Source organism: Silvanigrella aquatica, from assembly GCF_001907975.1.
In the GTDB taxonomy this organism is placed as follows: domain Bacteria; phylum Bdellovibrionota_B; class Oligoflexia; order Silvanigrellales; family Silvanigrellaceae; genus Silvanigrella; species Silvanigrella aquatica.
Map to the genome: position 1 here is coordinate 3,054,321 of NZ_CP017834.1, position 21,710 is coordinate 3,076,030.

The 21,710-nt window shown below is 33.6% G+C and carries 21 protein-coding genes; 6 read left to right on the forward strand and 15 right to left on the reverse strand.

Annotation, left to right across the window (positions count from 1 at the left end):
* Window positions 1-112 precede the first annotated feature (112 nt).
* Window positions 113-1,348, reverse strand: a complete 1,236-nt coding sequence (gene fabF, locus AXG55_RS13010; RefSeq protein WP_148698535.1) for a beta-ketoacyl-ACP synthase II — start codon at window positions 1,346-1,348, stop codon at window positions 113-115.
* A 176-nt stretch (window positions 1,349-1,524) separates the two neighbouring features.
* Here fabF and AXG55_RS13015 point away from each other — a divergent pair, with 176 nt between their 5' ends.
* Complete coding sequence (locus AXG55_RS13015; protein WP_148698536.1) at window positions 1,525-2,193, forward strand: HAD family hydrolase; 669 nt, start codon at window positions 1,525-1,527, stop codon at window positions 2,191-2,193.
* Between the two features lie 3 nt (window positions 2,194-2,196).
* A complete protein-coding gene (locus AXG55_RS13020) occupies window positions 2,197-2,868 on the forward strand; it encodes a lipoyl protein ligase domain-containing protein (RefSeq protein ID WP_148698537.1) in 672 nt (223 codons plus the stop codon).
* Here AXG55_RS13020 and AXG55_RS13025 read toward each other — a convergent pair.
* The 5 genes from AXG55_RS13025 to AXG55_RS13045 all read right to left on the reverse strand — a co-directional run bounded on the left by AXG55_RS13025 (window position 2,863) and on the right by AXG55_RS13045 (window position 6,903).
* Window positions 2,863-3,342, reverse strand: a complete 480-nt coding sequence (locus AXG55_RS13025; RefSeq protein WP_148698538.1) for an SRPBCC family protein — start codon at window positions 3,340-3,342, stop codon at window positions 2,863-2,865. The two genes, AXG55_RS13020 and AXG55_RS13025, sit on opposite strands and share 6 nt — an antisense overlap.
* Window positions 3,339-3,545, reverse strand: coding sequence for a hypothetical protein (locus AXG55_RS13030; RefSeq protein ID WP_148698539.1), 207 nt, complete (start codon window positions 3,543-3,545; stop codon window positions 3,339-3,341). The genes AXG55_RS13025 and AXG55_RS13030 overlap by 4 nt, the downstream gene beginning before the upstream one ends.
* Before the next feature lie 456 nt (window positions 3,546-4,001).
* The gene (locus AXG55_RS13035; protein WP_148698540.1) at window positions 4,002-5,627 is read right to left on the reverse strand and encodes a cytochrome c oxidase subunit I; all 1,626 of its coding nucleotides are present in this window, start codon (window positions 5,625-5,627) and stop codon (window positions 4,002-4,004) included.
* Between the two features lie 45 nt (window positions 5,628-5,672).
* Window positions 5,673-6,275 (reverse strand): hypothetical protein, encoded by a 603-nt coding sequence (locus tag AXG55_RS13040; protein WP_148698541.1) that lies wholly within the window; start codon window positions 6,273-6,275, stop codon window positions 5,673-5,675.
* Window positions 6,276-6,330: 55 nt separating this feature from the next.
* The gene (locus AXG55_RS13045; RefSeq protein ID WP_148698542.1) at window positions 6,331-6,903 is read right to left on the reverse strand and encodes a ZrgA family zinc uptake protein; all 573 of its coding nucleotides are present in this window, start codon (window positions 6,901-6,903) and stop codon (window positions 6,331-6,333) included.
* 636 nt (window positions 6,904-7,539) lie between these two features.
* Between AXG55_RS13045 and AXG55_RS13050 the strand changes: the two genes are divergently transcribed.
* The 3 genes from AXG55_RS13050 to AXG55_RS13060 all read left to right on the forward strand — a co-directional run bounded on the left by AXG55_RS13050 (window position 7,540) and on the right by AXG55_RS13060 (window position 9,713).
* The gene (locus AXG55_RS13050; protein WP_148698543.1) at window positions 7,540-8,535 is read left to right on the forward strand and encodes a hypothetical protein; all 996 of its coding nucleotides are present in this window, start codon (window positions 7,540-7,542) and stop codon (window positions 8,533-8,535) included.
* Between the two features lie 66 nt (window positions 8,536-8,601).
* Window positions 8,602-8,874, forward strand: coding sequence for a hypothetical protein (locus AXG55_RS13055; protein ID WP_148698544.1), 273 nt, complete (start codon window positions 8,602-8,604; stop codon window positions 8,872-8,874).
* A 50-nt stretch (window positions 8,875-8,924) separates the two neighbouring features.
* On the forward strand, window positions 8,925-9,713 hold the full coding sequence (locus AXG55_RS13060; protein WP_148698545.1) for an SDR family oxidoreductase: 789 nt from the start codon (window positions 8,925-8,927) through the stop codon (window positions 9,711-9,713).
* A gap of 32 nt (window positions 9,714-9,745) precedes the next feature.
* Here the strand turns inward: AXG55_RS13060 and AXG55_RS13065 are convergent, their stop codons facing one another.
* The 4 genes from AXG55_RS13065 to rpmE form a co-directional block, all read right to left on the reverse strand.
* Entirely contained in the window at window positions 9,746-10,651 is a 906-nt protein-coding gene (locus AXG55_RS13065; RefSeq protein WP_148698546.1) for a hypothetical protein, read from the reverse strand.
* A gap of 115 nt (window positions 10,652-10,766) precedes the next feature.
* Window positions 10,767-11,702, reverse strand: a complete 936-nt coding sequence (prmC, locus tag AXG55_RS13070; RefSeq protein WP_148698547.1) for a peptide chain release factor N(5)-glutamine methyltransferase — start codon at window positions 11,700-11,702, stop codon at window positions 10,767-10,769.
* A gap of 3 nt (window positions 11,703-11,705) precedes the next feature.
* Entirely contained in the window at window positions 11,706-12,779 is a 1,074-nt protein-coding gene (gene prfA, locus AXG55_RS13075; RefSeq protein WP_148698548.1) for a peptide chain release factor 1, read from the reverse strand.
* A 125-nt stretch (window positions 12,780-12,904) separates the two neighbouring features.
* Window positions 12,905-13,123 (reverse strand): 50S ribosomal protein L31, encoded by a 219-nt coding sequence (rpmE, locus tag AXG55_RS13080; protein WP_148698549.1) that lies wholly within the window; start codon window positions 13,121-13,123, stop codon window positions 12,905-12,907.
* 282 nt (window positions 13,124-13,405) lie between these two features.
* Here rpmE and AXG55_RS13085 point away from each other — a divergent pair, with 282 nt between their 5' ends.
* Complete coding sequence (locus AXG55_RS13085) at window positions 13,406-13,972, forward strand: GIN domain-containing protein (protein WP_148698550.1); 567 nt, start codon at window positions 13,406-13,408, stop codon at window positions 13,970-13,972.
* Between the two features lie 5 nt (window positions 13,973-13,977).
* Here AXG55_RS13085 and AXG55_RS13090 read toward each other — a convergent pair whose 3' ends face one another.
* The 5 genes from AXG55_RS13090 to infB all read right to left on the reverse strand — a co-directional run bounded on the left by AXG55_RS13090 (window position 13,978) and on the right by infB (window position 21,651).
* Window positions 13,978-15,855 carry an NAD(P)-binding protein gene (locus tag AXG55_RS13090; protein ID WP_148698551.1) on the reverse strand — a complete coding sequence of 626 codons (1,878 nt, stop codon included), beginning with the start codon at window positions 15,853-15,855 and terminating at the stop codon, window positions 13,978-13,980.
* 142 nt (window positions 15,856-15,997) lie between these two features.
* Window positions 15,998-16,711: a hypothetical protein gene (locus AXG55_RS13095; RefSeq protein WP_148698552.1), complete on the reverse strand. Its 714-nt coding sequence runs from the start codon at window positions 16,709-16,711 to the stop codon at window positions 15,998-16,000.
* Between the two features lie 212 nt (window positions 16,712-16,923).
* On the reverse strand, window positions 16,924-17,901 hold the full coding sequence (gene truB / locus AXG55_RS13100) for a tRNA pseudouridine(55) synthase TruB (protein WP_233231222.1): 978 nt from the start codon (window positions 17,899-17,901) through the stop codon (window positions 16,924-16,926).
* A 39-nt stretch (window positions 17,902-17,940) separates the two neighbouring features.
* Window positions 17,941-18,348 (reverse strand): 30S ribosome-binding factor RbfA, encoded by a 408-nt coding sequence (rbfA, locus tag AXG55_RS13105; RefSeq protein WP_148698554.1) that lies wholly within the window; start codon window positions 18,346-18,348, stop codon window positions 17,941-17,943.
* A 21-nt stretch (window positions 18,349-18,369) separates the two neighbouring features.
* On the reverse strand, window positions 18,370-21,651 hold the full coding sequence (gene infB / locus AXG55_RS13110; protein WP_148698555.1) for a translation initiation factor IF-2: 3,282 nt from the start codon (window positions 21,649-21,651) through the stop codon (window positions 18,370-18,372).
* Window positions 21,652-21,710 lie beyond the last annotated feature (59 nt).

Here is a 21,710-nt window from a genome sequence, read left to right on the forward strand (position 1 = left end):
TAAGATACTTGCCATTTCCAATTTTTTAATACATGCAAACATATTGTAATTTTAATTTCATTGAGTAAAATAAATCCCTTAATTTATTTAAATAGACCAAGGGCTTTTAAAATTAAACTTTACGAAAAGCTAACGAAACATTTGTACCACCAAATCCAAATGAATTTGATAACACCGCATTTACATTACGTTTTACAGCTGTACCTGGGGTGTAATTTAAATCACATTGCTCACTAGGATTTTCAAGGTTAATTGTAGGAGGAATGAAGCCTGTCTTAAGCGACATCACAGCAAAAACAGCTTCAATACCACCAGCAGCTCCTAATAAATGCCCGGTCATACTTTTTGTAGAACTGACGTTTAATTTATAAGCATGTTCTTTGAAAACAGTTTTAATGGCTTGAGTTTCACAAAGGTCATTGAGTTCTGTAGATGTACCATGTGCATTTATGTAATCAACATCTTCCGGATTTAATCCTGAAGTTGTTAAAGCTTGTTGCATAGCGCGCGCACCACCCTCACCCTGTGGAGCAGGTGAAGTAAAGTGATAAGCATCGCCAGAAGCACCGAAACCTGCTAATTCACAAAGAATATGCGCTCCACGAGCTATAGCATGCTCATAATCTTCAAGAATTAATATTCCTGCACCTTCACCCATAATAAAACCACTTCTATCCTTATCAAAAGGTCTTGAAGCCCGTTCGGGTGTGTCTTGAAAATCAGAGCAAAGCGCTTTCATTTGTCCAAAACCTGCGTAAGCAACAAGACTTAAAGCAGATTCCGCGCCGCCGCAGATCATCGCTTTGGCGCGCCCTGTCTGAATATACATCATGGCGTCGGCAATAGAGTGCGCTCCACTTGAACAAGCTGTGGCCGTACAAACGTTTGGACCTTTAGCGCCTGTTTCACAAGAAACTACGCCGGCGGCCATATTCCCAATATAACCGGGTATTGTAAATGGAGAAACCCGTCTGATTCCTTTGGTTCTCGCAATAAAGGATTGATCTTCTAAATATCCTAATGCGCCCACACCAACTCCAATAGAAACGCCTATGTCATTTTGATTTTCAGGTGAAATTTTAAAATTTGCATTTTCTAATGCCATTTTTGAAGCGGCAACAGCAAGCTGAACAAAACGCTGATTTCTTTTTGCTTCTTTTTCATTCATAAATTTTGTAGGTTCAAAATTTTTCACTTCAGCTGCAATTTGAACGCAATTTTCGGGAGGTTCAAAACTTGTTAGTTTTCCAACACCACTTTTGCCTGCAATGACGTTTTCCCAGCATTCCTCTAAACTATTGCCAACAGGACACACAATGCCAAGGCCTGTAACTACAACTCGCTTCATTTAGCTACCCCTCTCTCAATACAAAAAAAAAGAACTGATGAATAAGACTATCTAGCTCCTCACTTATAAACGTGCTACCTATGCAAAATCACCGTGCCTTTATTAATGCACAGGTTCCATATGAGCAGGAATATACCAAACCCACAAGTAATACACGTTGAGTAAGGAACGCAACAATGAATAATCTTAAACAAAAAATACTTAACAAAAAAGCGATACTTTGGGATTTCGATGGGTGCCTCTGCGACTCAGAACGCATTCATTTTTTAGCATACGAAAAAGCTTTTTTAGAATACAATCATACCTTAAATGAACATGAATATTATGAAACTTTTACACACACAGGTGGTGGAGTGGCAAAGGAAGTTGAAAAATATAATATCAAATGCGATGCTGAAGCTATAAGAAAAGACAAAGCAAAACATTATTGGGAACTTATTTCAAATAAAAAAGCAATTTTTTATAATGAAATTCCTTTTATTTTAAAAATCATGAAAGAAAATAAAATTATAAATGCCATTGCCAGCAACAGCCCAGCAACTGAAATTAATTTAATTCTTTCACAACATAATGAAGAAAAACTCCCTATCGATATGATTGTCGGCCTCGAACCAGGTATGCGTAAGAAACCTTATCCCGACTTATATTTAAAAGCGCTTAAACAATTAAATTTAAGCCCATCAGAGGTTCTTGTTGTAGAGGATTCCGATCGCGGTCTTATTGCAGCGCATAAAGCGGACTGTGAAGCCATTTGGGTTAAAACTTCTTTAAATGATCGCTTTGAAACAAACACACCCTATATTGCACGTCTCACTCACGCACAACTTTTAGAAGCGCTCAAATAATTTATGTGGATGGATAATTGGGTATTAAATTTACCAGCAAAACTTTGGCCACAATATACTTATCAAAATGAAATAAAACATCCTTTTTTATTTCGATTTTTTGAAACCAAACGCGATATTGTGGTATTATCAAGTTCAAATAAACCAGAAGTCGAAGCAAATATTTTCGAATGTGAAAAAAATAAAGTACCTATTTTAAGGCGCAAAGGGGGCGGCGGAACCGTTGTGTTAGGAGAGGGTTGCCTCATTTTAACCTTTGCCTTTTATGCAAAAGATGTCTTTGGAAATAGCAAGTATTTTCAAATGATCAATCAACTTTGGATTAATGCATTGCAAGATGCAGGTTGCCCGAAACTCAATCAAAACGGCATTAGCGATATTAGTTATGGCGATAAAAAAATAGCGGGAACAAGTATTTTTAGAAAAAAACATCTCCTTGTATATCAAGGAAGTTTACTTGTGAATCCAGATATGAATTTTATTTCTCAACTTCTCGCACATCCATCAAGAGAGCCTGATTACAGAAACGGCCGCTCACATGATGATTTTTTAACTTCAGCGAAAAATATCGGCTGTAAATTAAATGCTAATGAACTGGCTATTCATTGCCAAAAATACTTTGAAAAAAATGTGGCCGATTTTTTTAAAGATGAGGTTATTAAGCCACTTTTATAATATGATATTAATCTTCTCTATTTTCTCTTTCAATGTCTGTAAATCCATCGCAATTTGTTGTTTAGGGTTTTCTCCCAGCAAAGAACTGACTTTTTCCCCGAGAGTACCTAAAGGTGGTTTATAAAACAGCTCAATTTCTAATAACGTGGCATATTTAGGAGTAGGATCTTCGCAAATAATAACTTTTTTAAAAAAGACCTTGCCATAATTTGTGACGTCTGAATTGGGTAAAGACTGCCACGAAATAAACTCATTTAGCTTATCATCAATGATATTTGCTTCCCATGATACTGATAATCCCAAAGGAGCTTTTGCAGTCCAAATAGATTTATTATTCCCATTTCTTTTTACATCAATTAAATGACTCATAAAAAGAGGAAGGTTTTCTAAATTTATCCAATAATTGTATAAAAACTCTGGTTTACAATTTATAAGTATACAATCTTTAATTAAAAATTCATGATTGTCTTTCATAAACTACCTTTTCCATTTTCTGACTCCGCTCCCTGCGAGCTATGAGAATTTTTTTCTTCTAAAAAATTATCAATATAATCACGCAATTTTTCTGCAGAACAATCTATGTACTTTTGAATAGATGACTCCTTTTGCTTAATTAATTTTGAAATAATAACATATGATACTGTTGTTAAGACAACGCCAAATATAAGACCCTTCATAATAATATTCCTTTCATATTGAAAACAGATTACTTAAACCAATAAATTCTTAATTATATTCTTTAAATGAAAGCTAATTCCATTTTGAATTTTGACAATTTTAATTGTCAAAAAAATTAAACTAAACACAATCTTTACCATTAGAGGAATTTTTTCTATAAATATTTTCTTTAAATTATTAGTTTTATTAATCATAATAATCTCCTATTTTATAAAAATTTGACTTTACAGATTAATTTTTAATTGTACTTTAAAAATATTAATAGCAAAAACTATTATATAGAACATGAGATGCGTATTTCATTAAATTTATTCAAAAAAATAAAGGCTCGAACCATTTTACAGAGAGGAGAAATAATACGGATAATCCTTATCTCTCTATATATTTATATAACAATTTATTTCATTAAAGTAAAGAATTTTAGACTTATTTTAAGAAAAATAATTATAATAAATTCATTTATCAAATTCATAGGGATTATATGTCACAATTGGTTGTTTTTTAAAGTTTTCTTTTATAGGAACAACTGTTTCTTCACTCCACTCCAAAGATTTTAAATTCCAGGGATTAGCATTCGCCTCCGGTTCTGCAAAAAAGATGGAATGAAGCCAATTAAATAATACTAAAAAGAGTCCTATACTGAGAATAAAAGAACCTATACTAGAAATATTATGATAATATTGAAAATCAGGCATATAATCATAATATCTCCTAGGCATGCCTCGAGATCCCATTATAAATTGAGGGAAATAAGTTAGATTAAATCCTATAAATATAATAATACATGCCAATTTAGCATAATATTCACTATATTTTTTTCCTGTTAATTTAGACCACCAATGATAAATACCTCCTATCCATGCCATAATTGCACCACCCATCATCACATAATGAAAGTGAGCAACTAGAAAATAGGTATTATGAAGCTGAACATCAACTGAAAGTGCGCCAAGAAAAGCACCTGTTAATCCACCGATTAAAAATAAAATTAAAAATATAAAAACATAAAGCATTGGTGCTGTAAATTGAATGGAACCTTTATATAATGTTGCAACCCAACTAAAAATTTTGATCGCTGTAGGAATTGCAACTGAATAAGTTAATAATGAAAATATAACCGAAGATAATGGAGATTGACCACTGGTAAACATGTGATGCCCCCAAACAAAAAAACTTAAAATAGCAATAGCAATACTTGTAAGTGCAACAGCTTTATATCCAAAAATACATTTACGGCTATGAGCTGTTACTAATTCACTAATGATGCCAAATGCAGGCAGGATCATTATGTAAACAGCTGGATGAGAATAAAACCAAAAAAAATTTTGAAATAAAATGGGATCTCCACCTAATGAAGGATCGAAAATCCCAACACCAATCAATCTCTCCATCGCTAATAAAAATAAAGTAATTGCTAAAACAGGTGTCGCAAGAATTTGAATAATTGCTGTTGAATAAATAGCCCAAACAAATAATGGCAAACGAAACCAAATTAAACCAGGAGCACGTAATTTGTGCACTGTAACAATAAAATTTAGACCTGTTAATACGTTAGAAAATCCTAAAATAAATACGCCTGTTACAGCTAAAGTAGTAGATGTTTTTGTTTCCACGCTATAGGGAGTGTAAAATGTCCAGCCCGTATCAAGTCCACCATATACAATTGTCATAATAAGAAATAAAGCGCCACAGATATAAAGATAATAACTTAGAAGATTTAATTTAGGAAAGGCCACATCTTTTGCACCAATCATTAATGGCAATAAAAAATTCCCTAAAGTTGATGGGATTGATGGAATAATAACTAAAAAAATCATTATAGCACCATGTAAGGTAAAGGCTTCATTATAATGGTTTGCACTAAGAAAATATGATGTATCGGTTGCATTTGGAATTCTATCTTGAAGCAATTCTAAACGTAATAAAACACCAAATAGCCCACCAATTAAAAAAAATACTGCTATTGAAACGGAATACATTATAGCGATACGCTTATGATCTAATGTAAAAATCCAAGATAAAAATCCGCTTTTTATATTTAAAAAATTAATGTTGCTATTATTAGAAAGAGATCTTGCCATAGCATCCTTTCAGAATAAAATATTAAAATTGTTTTTAAATTTTTTTTAAAGCATAATAGCAAAATTTATACCGGTCATTTGGATATTTTGGGTTAGCCCATAACTTGCGAAAAGGGAATATTTATTTTCCCACTCATATCCTATTTTAACTTCTCCTCCCATTCCTAGTTGATTTTGCGCAGACGAATCTGAACTTTCTAATTCAATCCATTCATTCCCTATTAAAAGTCGAATTCCTGTCACAATATTTTTCTTTACCGAAGTACCAACTCCTAAGAATCCATAGAAACTTCGCACTTTATTAATACTAGATTGACTAACCTTATCTACTGATGAAATAAATTTAGCACCAACTTCTGTCGTAAAAATTCCATCGTATGCAGTCAGAGGAATCCAAACTGCTTCTGCACCCATTGATAAAAAGTATCCACCCGATTTTTTTGTTATGGCATCAACACCTATTCTAGGACTGATATAAAAATTAGAATTTCGATTATTAATAACGTATAAATTATTATTCGAATTTTTCTTAAAATAAGGCGCTGCAACAGAGTAATCTTCTAGTGATTCTACTGCTTCAACATTCTGAAAAAAGAAAATAACAAAAATCATAATGATGTAATTAAAGCTATAAAAATTTAATGTCATTTTTTCCCCTTAATAATAAATATTTATTTTTAATAAAATGATGAATTAAAAATTATTACAAATAAAATTCTCCTGATATTTTATTTAAGGTAAATTTTCTATTTTTTGATGTATTTAATGAAATAATTATTTTATTTATATTCTTAAAATGCTTGGAAAGATCGATTATCACTTTTTCGTTATATAAGCTTCTATTACAATAAGCGCTTGCATCTAGAGTCAGATTCCAATACGTAGTTTTAACATTTGTTTTTTCTCCCTTATGAGCCTCCTCATATTTTTCCGAACTTATATCGAATTTATTAATATTATTAACTTCATATTTACAGTTTGCATCAGATGGTAATGCAATAACTTCAGAAATATTTTGCTTAAGATTATCTATAATAGCATTCACTTTTTCTTCCTGTTCCAAATTAGTACTTTTTCCTTCAAAGCCATAGGCATCTTGAGCGGGGATTCGAATTTCAATATCTAGTTTTTTTTTATTAAAAAAACCTGTGCTTAAGTCTATTTCTGCTGTATTATGATGATATTCTCCAACTTGAATGTTATGTGCACTGGCACTTCCTGCTATAAAATTGCTTATTAACATTAACATAATCGAAATTTTTTTATTATTATTCATAATAAACCTTTCTTTTAAAATTAAAAAAATTAATTTTTATTTTTATTATTAAAATATATTTAATTTTTTTAACGCATTGCGTAAAATATGAATCTAGAAAAATAAAATATCTAATCTAATAGATTTTAAAAAGAGTGAGAGTAAAAACCTCTCAAGTTGGAGTATGAAATTACTAAATTTTAAAATCAAGCTATCTTTATGTTGGAAAATTAATAAAAATAAGTTTCTTAATAAATATTCATATATAAATTAATGCAAGTATTTATAATTATAAATAAAAAAAATTATAGAAAATGTAATAGAAACAATAAAAAAATTCTGAATTAAGAAAATAAAAAACAGCTTAAATAAAATAGAGATGTTTAATTATATTATTAACATTTAAATTAGTGTCGGTTAATTTTAATTATTTTTCTTTACATTTTTAGAAAAATAATTAAAATAAAAATAACGGATGTATGATTAAGAAATTTTTTCTTCTTAATCAATTCGATTTTCAATAAATATTTCATATCCGATAATTTTATCATTTAAAATTTTTAAATTAAACTATAATAAATAATTATTTATAAATATCAATAAAAACATTTTGATAATGAAAATTTTTAATATCTTTTAATACAGAGGAGTAAAAAAATGATAAATAAAATATTTAAGAATTTGTACCCATTTTCATCTATTATTTTGCTATTAAATTGGAATTCTTACGCTAGTGAAGAAAAACAATGTATACTAGAGTTCGTTACCAATTCGTCAGTAAAAATTAAAAATAAAAATGATTTTGAATTTTGCATAAATGAGCTGCAAGAAAGAGGTGTAGAAGCAATTATTGCAATTGGTGGAACATCTGCTAGCGGAACAAAAAATAGAAATAAACAATTAGCAGAAGAACGAGTTGATACAGCATCTCTTTTTGTTAATAAGATTTTTCCAAACACAAGAATAAAAAAAATTAATGCTGGATCACAAGCACAAATTGGAGAAAAAGTACATGTTTCATTTATTATGGCAAATGAAAAAACAGAAGCTCAAAATAGCATACTGTCTAAAAAAATAGATGAATTAGAATGGGAATTACAAAATATAGAAGCATTACTCGCAGCGTCTGAAGGCGAGGTATTAGAACTTCAAAGCAGGGAAAAAATTCACGAAGAAAAACATTTATCTGATATGAAAGAAAAAGATAAGCTCAAAAAAATAAATAAACCTCATTTTCGAATTGCTCCCCGATTTGGGTATGATTCTATTCTTAATAATGATGACTCGCACTATTTATCTGTTGGCGCAGAAGCTGCGTGGACTAATCGAGAAAGCACTTTTAGACCAGAGCTTGGTGGAAAAATCATGACATCTTTAGGAAAAATTGAAAATAATAAAGTCCCTAACGTTACAAATGCCTATGGATTTTTTGGTTTAGGATTAAGCGCAAAGGGTTTTCTATCGGGAGCTCGATTTCTAGTTGGTGAAGAGTGGATAAAAAATTCTGCCGGAGATTCTAAAAAAAATAATTTAGGAATGGGAGGTGAAGTACGACTTGGATATGAGATGGAAAATGGATTTTCGATTATTGCAGATTATGGTTTAACAAAGAATATACAAATGATTGGGTTCAATTTAGGATATATTTTTTAATTCTAAAACTTTATTTTTCTTATTTATTAAAAAAATTCTAATACAAAATTTAAGGAAATAAAAAAAATGATAAATAAAATCAATTATTCAAATTTGAATTTAATGAGATACTTTATAATTCAAGATTCACGAAATAACTTACCACCTAAACCACAAATTATTCCAGATGTTGATCCCATTTTTCCAGAAGAGGAGCCTATTCCAAAAGAAGATCCAACAATACCAGGGGAAGTTCCCACGATTCCGAAAGAAAATCCAACAACACCTGGAGATGATCCTGCTATTCCAAACAATGATGCCGATATATCTAAAATACAAAAAAAAAAAATTGTAATTTAATCTCTACTCCTCCTCAAATTCAGAGTGAACAACCAGGAAAAGAGACAGAAATGAATCCTTCCCCCCAATTTGAAAGAAGTGATAAATTTAGCGCAAAACGACTAGAAAATAAAATTGCAATTATAACAGGAGGAGATAGTGGAATTGGTCGCGCAACTGCAATTTCATTTGCAAAAGAAGGCGCGGATCTCGCTTTACTTTATTTAAATGAGCATAATGATGCTTTATTTACAAAAAAAAGAATTGAAGAAATTGGTAGGAAATGCATTATTCTGGATGGAGATTGTGGTAATCCAACATTTTGCTATGAAGCCGTTGAACAAGTAATTAAACAGTTTGGACAAATTGATATTCTTATCAATAATTGCGCAGAACAGCACGTTCGCAAAGAATTAGAAGAAATCACATTCGAAGAAATTGAGAAAACTTTCCGAACAAATATATTTTCTTATTTTTTTATGACTCAATCCGTTTTAAAGTATATGAAAGCAGGAAGCAGTATTATTAATTGTGCTTCAGTTGTAGCTTACAAAGGAAGTGAAGATCTTCTAGATTATTCTGCCACAAAAGGAGCCGTCGTTTCATTAACAAAATCTTTAGCAAAAAAACTTTCAAAAAAAGAAATTCGAGTCAATGCAGTTGCTCCTGGGCCCATTTGGACTCCACTTATTCCTTCTTCATTTGATGAAGAACGCCTTAAACATTTTGGCAAAGATACTCTTTTACAAAGAGTAGGGCAGCCCTGTGAAATTGCGCCTTCTTTTGTTTTTTTAGCTTCTGAAGACTCCTCTTATATGACAGGTCAAGTTTTACATCCAAACGGCGGAATTATTATATAACTAATAAAGTATTAATATTTTCCACTCTTTATTTATTCATTTTCAAATGTGTAAAAAATTATTTCTCTTGGCATATAAAACCATTGAGGAGATTTTTCACAATTATAAAAAGAACCATCTCTTTTAATATCACAAATAGATATATCATTACTTTTAACATTTGCCATATAAGCTGTTCGATTATGTATTGACATAGTCCAAACTAAATTATTATCATAGCCAGTAGATTTACAATTCTTGGGCATTATTTCTGAATGAAGAGAACAAAAATACACTCGTTTATCATCAGATAAATATAAAAAACCGTTATTAATATATAGAAAATTATGAATATGAGAGCCAATAAATTGAATTTCTTCTTTATAAGTTATTGTCCCATCAATATGAGTTTGATATATTTTTAACAAATTTGAATTACTCATAACATAGGCGTGACCATTAAAAAATTGAATACTTGTCGGAGATAAAACATTTATAATATCTTTACAGTTTTCAAAATGACCATTTGCATTTACAAAGCAAGAAGTAACTACGTTTGCATCCATTCTTGCTAAATAAACAAATCCCTTATAAAAAGTAATTTTAAAAACATCATTATATAGTGAAATTTTATAGCAGTTTGTTATTAAATCTGAAGAATTTAAGGGACAAGCTTTAATACCATTATTTTTAGTCGTAACATAGGCAATTAAATTTTCTTGGACATTAATGTCAATAGGCACATTAAATAAAACTGCATTTGGTATGCATTTTTCAAACCCACCATCTATTTTTAATACACATCTGCTTATTGTATTATTGCCACTATTTACAATATAAGCGTATTGAGTTTTTATTTTATCTTGATAGGAATTAAAACGATCAGAAGAAAATGCCGCTTGATTAAATAAAAAAACATAAATATTTATGAATATAATTTTATATATATTTAAATACATATATACCTCTTTTTTATTTTTAAATTTTAAAAATTATTTTTTTAGAATTTCATTATTCATGAGGAACATAGTATAATTCTAGAATTTTTGCAAGTTCTAAATGAAATATTTAAATCTAGACTCTAACTAAAAACCGATCTTTTCCTTCATAATCACACAAAGAAAAATATTCATTGATTGGAATATTCCACATAGGATGATTTAGTTGAATCGTTTTATTTATATCGGAACATATTTTTTGGGGTTGTTTTTCCGCAAGTTCCATTGCAAAAATCGAACTTTGTTTTAATAATTTAAACTCGGATATATTATCAAAAATACATTTTCCAATCTTTAATCCTTCATCTTCTGAAACCAAAGCTAATTTAGGTTCAAAATCTTTAACCGTTAAATCGAGTTCATTCCATTCCTTCTCTGTTACATAAGGAGGATTAGCAACAATAATATCTGCTACATTGTATTCTAAAGATAAGATTTTATATAATTCCGAATTTGTAACGTCAGCTTGTTCCCAAATAATATTTCCAACGTCATTTAATACCGCATTTTTTTGGGCAACTTCGAGAGCATCATGAGAAATATCTATAGCAATAATTTTTGCATTAGGAAACTTTTTTGCTAATGCGATAGCAAGACAACCTGAACCCGTGCAAAAATCAAAAACAATTTCAGGAATTTTATTTTGTGATTTACACCATTGCAAAACAAAATCTAGCATAGATTCCGTCTCAGGACGGGGAATTAAAACACGATTATCAACATAAAGTTTTAAATTGTGCCAATATTTTTCATTCAAAAGATAAGCAACCGGCTCTCCCGCTAAACGCCTTTTAATCAATTCTCTAAAGCGTGTACGCTCTTCATTTGTAAGAGGCTTATCCATTTCCATGTAAAGCTGAATTTTAGTTAAATTGAGAACACGCCCTAAAAGAAGTTGAGCATCCAATCGCGCCGTTTCAATACCACTTTCAGCAAATCTTTTTGCGGTCCAATTGATAATTTCGCGGATTGTCCACAACATTTCTTTTTTATCGTGCCCATTTAATTGCATTTTTTATTTGCCTTCAGCTTGTAACTTAAGTTCTTCTGCCTGATAGTGCTGGCGTAATAAATTAAGCATCTCCTGAATTTCGCCTTCCATGAAAGCGTCAATAGAGTGAATCGTGTGGTTAATACGATGATCTGTCACACGTGATTGAGGGAAATTGTAAGTTCGGATACGCTCACTTCTGTCACCGCGACCGACTTGAGATTTTCTCTCTTCTGAGAATGCTTTTTCTTTCTCAATTTCAACAGCTTCCAATAACTTTGCCTGTAAAATTTTCATAGCTTTAGAGCGGTTTTTAATTTGAGAGCGCTCATCTTGGCATGCTACTACAATACCACTGGGAATATGCGTAATACGCACAGCAGAATCCGTTCTATTGACATGCTGCCCCCCAGCCCCTCCTGCGCGGTAAGTGTCAATACGAAGATCATTTTCATTAATTGAAACTTCCACATCATCGGCTTCGGGTAAAATAGCGACTGTAATAGTGGATGTATGGACGCGCCCCTGAGCTTCCGTCTGCGGAACGCGCTGTACACGATGAACTCCACTTTCATATTTCAGAATGCTGTAAACACCTTCTCCCTCAATTAAAGCAATGACTTCTTTTGTTCCACCAAGCTCATTTTCATTGAGAGACATGATTTCCATTTTCCATTTTTTTCGCTCAACATATCGAGAATAAGCACGAAATAACTGTCCTGCAAACAAACTGGCTTCATCACCGCCCGCACCTGCGCGAATTTCTAAAAAGACGTTCTTGCTGTCATTGGGATCTTTCGGAAGCAAATGAATAGCCAGTTCTTTTTCAAGTTCTTCATGACGCTTTTTTAAGCTTTTAAGCTCATCAAAAGCGAGGTCTTTCATTTCCCCTGTGCTTTCTTCTAAAAGCTCTTCCGTAGATTTGCTATCTTCTTCAATTTTTTTAAATTCACGATAAAGCCTCACAGTTTCTTCTAAGTCAGCGCGTTCTTTACTAAATTTACGAAACTCATTGTTATTAGAAATGACTTCGGGACGCGAAAGCAAGCTTTCTAATTCAAGAAATCTGCGTTCAATTTTAGCAAGTTGTGTCATCATAAGATATCATTCCATTTTGAGCGAGAATATGAAAAAAGTCATGAAAGTTTAAATCTATCTTAATATGCAAAAAGGGAGCCTCCAAGAATGGATATGCTCCCTTTTTATTTTTCAAGTAATTGTTATTACTTACTTGTTTGCACAGCTTTTGCAGCATATTTACGGTTGAAGCGCTCAATACGACCTGCTGTATCGAGAACTTTGTGTTTACCTGTCCAGAAAGGGTGGCAAACGCTGCAAGTTTCTATTTTTAGTACATTTTTTGTGCTGCGTGTTTCAAAAGTATTACCGCAAGCGCAATGTACTTCGCATGGACCAAACTTAGGATGAATGTTTTCTCTCATAAAAACCTCAGAGTTAATAATAGCTTACGCTTGTTATGACTTGCGTGAAAAACTTCTTGCCGGCGTACGCGGCACCTGAAGATGGCATCTAGTAGCAAATGAATAGCTTCTAGTCAATGCTAAAATGCAAAGACTTTAAGAAAAATGAGAGCCACTCTTGACTTCAGAAGCCTTTTTGTTACCTTAAAAGGGCAGACTGCACGTTTTTTGTTTTTGTTATTAATCATCCTAAAAATCTTTGGCTTATAAATAACTTATTTAAAAAGTAAAAAGGATGTTATAATGAGTACGTTTTATCAAAACCGGGTAGTTCGGTATTTTTCTTCTATTGCCGTCGCAAATAACTTTGATGTTGAAATTTATGTTGGCAAAAGCCAAAACATAGAATTAAAAAGTAAAGGCGACTTTTTGCCACGAATCATCACAGAAGTAAATACATTTGGTAAATTATTTATTCATATGGATGAAGGATTTTCAAATCAATGCCGCGCAAGTATCGTCATAAATACACATGTATTAAATTCACTTTATATTCGAGATTCTGTAAAAGCAAGTGTGCTCAATTTAAAAGGAAATAACTTTATATTTGAAGGTGCAGATTCAAGCGAATCTGTTTTAACAGGAGCTATCGATAATTTTAAGGTAGTTGCCTTTGGTGCCGCCAAACTCAATGCTGTAGAATTGGAAGCTAAATCCATAAGCATTTCCTGCAATCACACTTCACTAGTGCATTTAAATGCTCGTGATTCATTGTCTGGAGCTGCTTATGGAAATTGTAACTTATACTACAAAGGAAATCCTTTAGTACATATATTTAACTCAGGACAATCCTCTATATCTGAATTTTAGTGGAATTAAGCTTTTTTAGTCAATTCTGACACAGCTCTATAAGCCATATCTATAGCGGTATGCGATAAAGCTTCCCAGCCAGAATCTGAATTTGCTATTGTTACGTTACCTAAAGGCATGCGCGCTGTTTCAATTGTTTTTTCTGCTTCATTTTCATCATCATATAATGAATTTTCAAAATAAGAATAACCGTGAGCCCATCTATTTATTGTAATTCCTAAAATATCTTTTTTATGATTAAATCCTACGGAACCAAACATTCTTTGCAACTGATTTCGAATATCTTTTTCTAACTCATCAAAGGGAGTTGTTAAAAGTTTATACCTTGCCACGCGTGCTTTTGTACGTAAATCTTGAGTGGTATCACTGGAAATAGGAACACTCACCATATGCAAGCAAATAGGTTCATTAGGATTTTGCGAATGACTATATCCTCCTATATTTACAGGATAGTCTAATTTTACCCTGGTATAAGGCATTTTTGGAGTATAAATTTCATGAACACCCAATTTTGCAAAAGCCTGCCAATTTCTAATGATAACTTTGCTATAAATGGTACTTAATTTCACATTTTTTGCTAATGCTGCTTTTTGATCTTGTGGCATTTCTTTTACAATATGAGGTATCATCATATTATACCCAGCCATAATGGAATGATTCGCTTGTATACGATGAAGTTTTCCATTTTTATCCATGTAACCTATTTGCACATCCCCATGAGGATCTTTCACAGTGACAACAGTGCTATTCAGCCTTAAACGTACATTATTTCCAGGAATATCAAGCTTTGAATAATCAAATTTAGCAAGAACAATATCCTTCATCGTTTTTCCGGGTGCCACCTGAGGAATCATTTTTCGTACTAAAAGTCTTGCTAAAGAAGCATTTCCATCTGGAAAATGATAAATATAAGGATCATTTAACTCTGCCGCTTCCTCAGGAGAAAGTGGAGGAATAGGCAAACCATCAAAACCTGGTAGTGCTAAAATACGTGCGTCTAAAGCCGGAACACTTTCTAAACCATATGCAAAAAAATCATTACTTCTTGCTTGAAAATAGAGAACAGCTTTTTCACTTAATTTCACATTTTTTAAAAGATAGTTGCGATAACTCGTTTTAGATAAATATTCTACACATTGAGTTTCATTCATTCCAGGCAAATAATTAATCTTTTTTTCATGCAATGTAATAAGATCTTCTTTATCCTTTGCTGACAAAGGAAAATCATTTATAAAATCATGAATCGATTTTCCGTTTAATTCTTTTGGCGCTATGTCATCTGCAACAGTTCTTCCTGGATCTCCTGCAACCATTTTATCTTGGCCAAATGTTTCCTTGTCAAAAAAAACACCGCGACTTAATCCTAATTTTGGATAAAAACTCCTATTAAAACAACGCCCCAATTCATCAATATCTACAGAAATATCTTTCAGTAAACCGAGAGCATTTTCACTATATAAGCTTTTGGGAGATTGCAGAGACTCTGTTCCACCATAAGCTATAATCTGTTTCCCGTTAATAGTAAATTCATTCCTTTTTGCATGACCACCAAAGTCATCATGATTATCCAAAATTAATATCTTTGATTTTTTCCCATATTTTTTTTGATAAAATCTTGCCGCAGCGAGCCCACTTATACCCGCACCAACAACGACAAGATCATATTTTTCTTCAATAGATAAATCATCAATAGGAAAAGTACGACCTTCACGACCTAATTGATGGGCCTTTTCAAATGAACCAGGATGATTTCCACGAATTCCTGTTAATGAAGGGGGATAATAAGTCGAAGAGGAAGAAGCATTTAAAAATTCAATAGGTGTTAATCCTGCAACAATACCAATTGAAACTCCATTTAAAAAATCACGTCTTGTAATACTCATCGGAATCCTTTCCTATAAAACATTTAATTATTGATTAATAAAATTTTATTAAAATGTCAAAAATTACGAATGTTTATTTAGTTTGATTATGGGGTTCTATTTTTTGAAAATAATTTGTATTTTATATTTAGAAAATTTAATTTTAAAATAATTTTTTATCTGATAGAGTAGAGCCTGAATTTATATATAAATCATCCCATAAATTTTTAAAAATGTTATAAACTCTATCTATAAGATGATATGCTTGCTCCCTTTGCTCCATCGTTACCGAATAAGAATCTAAAAAACTCCGATATTTTTCTTCGTTTAAGACATTAATATGACCAGACTCTGCATTAAGATGATGTTTTCCAAAATAAATATATTTCTTTCCAGTTAATATGGTTAGTTCTTCAGCAACTTTAGTTAAAGCTGTAAAAAGAATATTTCCATTTGTTTCCTGAGCTTCAAGCACAACAAATTTTTCAAATGAATTTGCATAACGTACAGTAGCAGAAAGATCGTATACGGAGCATCTTGCAGCAAGAGAATCTTTACTCCATAAAAACTTTAACGCTTCTGAAAAATAAATTTGTTTATCCATTCCCAATTTAACAAAGTCTTTCAAAAACCAATCTGCATGCCGATCATCTTCAAATGTATGCTCATTGATCATTTCTTGAAATAAATCTACATTTTTTAAGTCTCTATAAACATATCTATTAATATCAGAAAAACTCATTGCAAAGTGCGCTAAATAGGGCGCAATTGATATTCTTTTGTGGGGGTCTATGCTTGCATCATTAAGAAACGTGATCAAAGGAAGTTCTTTATACTTTTGATCGTAGCTTTTAATATAATTCATTATCTCTTTCATATTAGCTCCATAATATAATCTATTTTGTTGTTAAAATATACAGATATTCTGTCTTTAATATATATTATTTCAACATCAAAATCAACAATGATAAAGGTATTAATAAATAATTGTTACTTTATTATTCATAAAATAAATGACTCATCAGTTTAAATATTTTCATATTTATTTTTTTATTTAAAAAATAATAAATAAATTTTCAAATTATATATTTAGATAATTTTTTTCTTAGGCATGATTTTAAATGACTTTTTTTCTTCGATATATTCAATTTCAGAAAAAAACATGAGCGGTGTATTATCAATACTCACAAAAATATTTTTAATGGTATTATTTTTTAACGAATTTAATTCAATTGTACTTTCCAAAATACCTTCTGGTACATACATAACATTTCCAGAAGATAAGGACTTTAAAAATTCGGAATTTAAAATGATTTTTGGTACATGAGGCAACATTTGCTCAGGTGTAATCATAACTTGAATCACTTCTTGTGAGTCGAAAATCTTTTCTAATGAGAAAAATAATGCATTTTCAACAGACCAAGGCTCAACATATTCTCTTCTTAATTGAATACAATGCCCTACTGTGTTAATGGCTTTAGAAATATCTCTCGCCAATGAGCGTACATAGGTTCCTTTACCGCAAAGAACACGTAAGGTAATAGATTTATCGGCTTCATCACAACCAACAATTTCTAAACTTTCAATATGTACTTGCCTTTTTTTTGTTTCGATAGAGTCGGGTAATTTGCCCGTGGCACGCATGTATTCATACAATGGTTTGCCATTCATTTTAAGCGCACTATAAACAGGAGGGACCTGCTCAATATCACCAATAAAATTATGTAAAACGGTTTTTATTTTTTCTGGATAGTTTTCAGGCACAGCCACTTCGTCAATGACCCTGCCATAATTATCAAGGGTATCGGTTTCTTTCCCTAATGAAATCGTAAATAAATATTGCTTTTTACCATCCATAATTTCATCGGAAAGTCGGGTGGCACCACCTACTAAAATAGGAAGCAATCCTGTTGCAAAAGGATCCAGTGTCCCCAAATGCCCTACTTTATCAATATTTAGTATTTTTCTCATAGCAGAAACAACTTTATGACTGGAAATTCCTGCGCCTTTATCAATTAAAACAAGCCCACACAGATTTTTTGTAAAATCTGTAGAAGGCTTTTCCATATTTTGTTTCATATTATTTATTACTTATTTGTGATTAAGTTATTTATCTTCGGTTTGATTATTTTCAGGGGATTTATCCCGATTTTTTTCATCTTCACGAAGCTCATCGCTCACTTTAGAAATAAGTGCGCCCATTTTAACAGAATATTCTATACTGTCATCATAGTGAAACACCACCGCGGGCGTATAACGCACCAGCAAGTTTTTACCAAGCTCACGCCTTATAAAACCAGCCGCTTGTTTTAAGCCCTTTTCAGCTTCTTGGCGCTTCGATTTCTCGCCAAGAACTGAAAAATAAACCTTTGCAACTTGCAAATCGGGAGACATCTTAACGGAATTGAGAGTCACTCCACGAACCCGAGGATCGGCAATTTCGCCGCGCACAAGCATTAAAGCAATGTGTTCACGAATTTGCTCTGCCATTTGTAACATTCTTTTGGTAGCCATAAAACCCTTTAACCCTTACCCTTAGTTCAGCGTTGCCGCCATTTCTTCAATAATAAAGGCTTCGAGGATATCGCCTACCTTAATATCATTATAATTCTCGACGCCAATACCGCATTCAAAGCCTTGTGAGACTTCTTTTGCATCATCTTTAAAGCGTTTCAGAGAACCAATACGACCTGTATAAATCACAACACCATCACGTACAATACGTACATGAGAGTTACGTACAATTTTACCATCAGAAATCATGCTACCCGCAATAACACCCACTTTTGGAACAGAGAATGTGTTACGTACTTCCGCATGACCAATCACTTTATCAAGCTTAATAGGCGCTAAAGTACCAACCATTGCGGATTGAACAGCCTCAATAAGTTCATAAATAATACTAAAGCATTCTATTTTGATGTTACTTTGTTCTGCAACTTGTGCCGCAACGCGATCGGGGCGAACATTAAATCCAACAATTAAAGCATTAGATGCTTTTGCTAAAATAACATCTGTTTCTGTAATTCCACCGACAGCTGAGTGCAATATTTTTGTCTTTACTTTAGCAGTATCGAGTTTTTGAATTGAGGCACGAATGGCTTCCGCAGAACCATGAGTATCCGCTTTAATAATAAGAGCAACTTCTTGCGCCTTGTCTTCAGAACCCGCCATTAAAGCCATTAATTCATCCATAGAGGAAGAACGTTGACTTGCCAAATCTTTTTGGCGTTGCTTTTCAATACGGTAAGCAACAGCTTCCTTAGCAATGGCATCATTCACAACACAGTTGAATTGATCACCCGCCGCAGGAACATCACTTAAACCGATAATTTCAACAGGAGTGGAAGGATCTGCGTTTACAATTTTTTGTCCATGTGCATCATTCATAGCACGGACGCGCCCCATGGAAGTGCCTACAACAATAAAGTCTTGTTGTTTTAAGCATCCCTTTGTCACAATAACAGTGGCAACAGGACCCCTTGCTTTGTCGAGTTTTGCTTCAATTACAATTCCTTCAGCAAGTGTTTCTTTAGGAGCTTTGAGGTCGAGCACTTCTGCTTGAAGCAAAATAGCTTCTATAAGCTCATTAAGGCCTTGATGAGTCTTTGCAGAGACTTGCATAAACATGGCATCACCACCCCATTCTTCAGGGAGGACGCCTTGTTCAGAAAGCTCTCTATTGATGCGATCGAGATTTGCACCAGGTTTATCAATTTTATTAATAGCAACAATAATAGGCACACCCGCCGCTTTAGCGTGGGCAATAGCTTCAATTGTTTGAGGCATCACACCATCGTCCGCGGCCACAACAAGAACAACGATATCTGTTACTTGTGCTCCACGTGCACGCATTGATGTAAAGGCTTCGTGACCAGGAGTATCAAGGAAAGTCAGTTTTTGACCCTTGTAATCAATTTGGTACGCACCAATGTGCTGTGTAATACCACCCGCTTCTTTTGCTGCTACGTTCGCAGAACGAATGGCATCGAGAAGAGAGGTTTTACCATGATCCACGTGACCCATAATTGTAATAATAGGTGGTCTCGCAGAAGCATTGCTGTCGTCATTTTTAGTCGTTTTACGTGATAAAATATCACCAATAGAAACACTTGAACTTTGAATTTCAAACCCGAATTCTTGAGCCACAAATGTAGCTGTATCAAGATCAAGTTGTTGATTAATTGTAGCAGACATACCAAGCTTCATGAGCACTTTAATGACAGCACTTGCTTTTTGACTTAATTCGCCCGCAAGATCGTTTACTGTAATTGACTCATCTACGCGAATAATTTTCTTAGAAGCTTTCGTCGGATTCGCAATTTCCGCCTTTTTCACTTCTTTTTTCTTGAAAGATTGCGATGTCTTTTTACGATTTGGAATCATCGTGCGAACAACAGCAATTTGTTCATCGCCGCCTTCAGGGTCAGCATAAAGATCGATTTCCTCATCGGTTTCTTCTAGCCTACGCGCATTTTTTGAGCGCAAACGACGTGCATCTTCTTCTTCACCAATCCTTCTTTTTTCTCTATCTTTATCTTTTTCACGATCTTTCAAACGAGAAGGAACGTCTTTCGCCGGTGTTGTCGTAGCGACATCACCACCTATTGCAAAAGGACGCGCTGCGGGAGCGGAACCACCCGGACGAGGCGCAAAACCTCCTCTTTCACCTGAACCAGCAGAACGAGGAGCACCAAGGCCACCACCCGCCGTACGGAAAGACGCTTGTCCACCAGCAGAATCACGATTACCGCCAAAGCCACCGCCTTGAGGACGGCCATTTGCTCCCGGAGCTCCCCCTGCAGGGCGCCCTTGGAAATCTCTTCCAACGCCTTGCGGACGAGAATCGCGGGATCCTCCCATTCCAGCTCCCTGGGGTCTTCCAGAAGAATCTCTTCCTCCAGCACCGCCTCTGGGCACATAATTATTGTCATCTCTACGGTATGCATTTTGCGCGTTAAAACTTGCTGTTGTATAGCTTTGTGGCTTTGTCGTCACAGTTGCAGAAGGAATAGGCTCTGCTTTTCTTACAATAACAGCTCCTCCTTCGCTTTTTACCTGAGATGTCGCAGAGCGGTTATTTTGATTTGCACCGGTCACAGGAGCGGAACGAACAACTTGAGCGGAATTAGCAGAACTTGGGGAATTGGTGGTTTGCACGGTATTGATCTCGTCACTCTCTTGAGAGCGCATAGCTGATGCACCTACTTCGGAACCCTTTGGCGCAACATGGGAGGCGCCATCAGCTCTACTACTGGTACTTGCTTCTTGAATATGAGCGGAAACAGCTTTTGTCTCTCGATAATCAGGGGTTGTTGATTGATTTCCTGCAGATGCAGGGGTTTTAAAGACTTGTTTTTGTTCTATGGAGTCTGCCTTTGCCTTTTCAGAAAGATTCTCTTCTTCAAAGTGAGGCTCTGTCCCTTTATTTGAATGTGTTTGCGCAAGAGCCGATTCTTCATCGTGCATCTTGACAGCTTTTTTAACAAGAGAAGGAGCTTTCACTCCTGATTTTTGCGCTGCCTGTTCGCTTACATGAATATTATCATTAGCTTTTGAACCACTTTCCTCTTGAGATTCCGAAGGTGCTTCAACTTTTCTACGAATAATCAGTTTACTAGCTGCTGCTTTTTGCGCTGCTTCCTTCTCAGGATTTTTTCCTGATCTATGGAAAGCGCGCAGCTTTGCAGCCTCTGTTTCAGAGATTGCATTAAAGTGATTTTTTACCTGGATCCCGAGTTCTTGGAGCTTAATAATGGCTGCCTTGGTCTCAATTCCCAACTCTTTAGCCAAATCAAGTACTCTAATGCGACTCATCAAATGCGGCTCCCAATTATATTCATGCCAGCAAGCATGGTATAGTAACAAAAATTAAA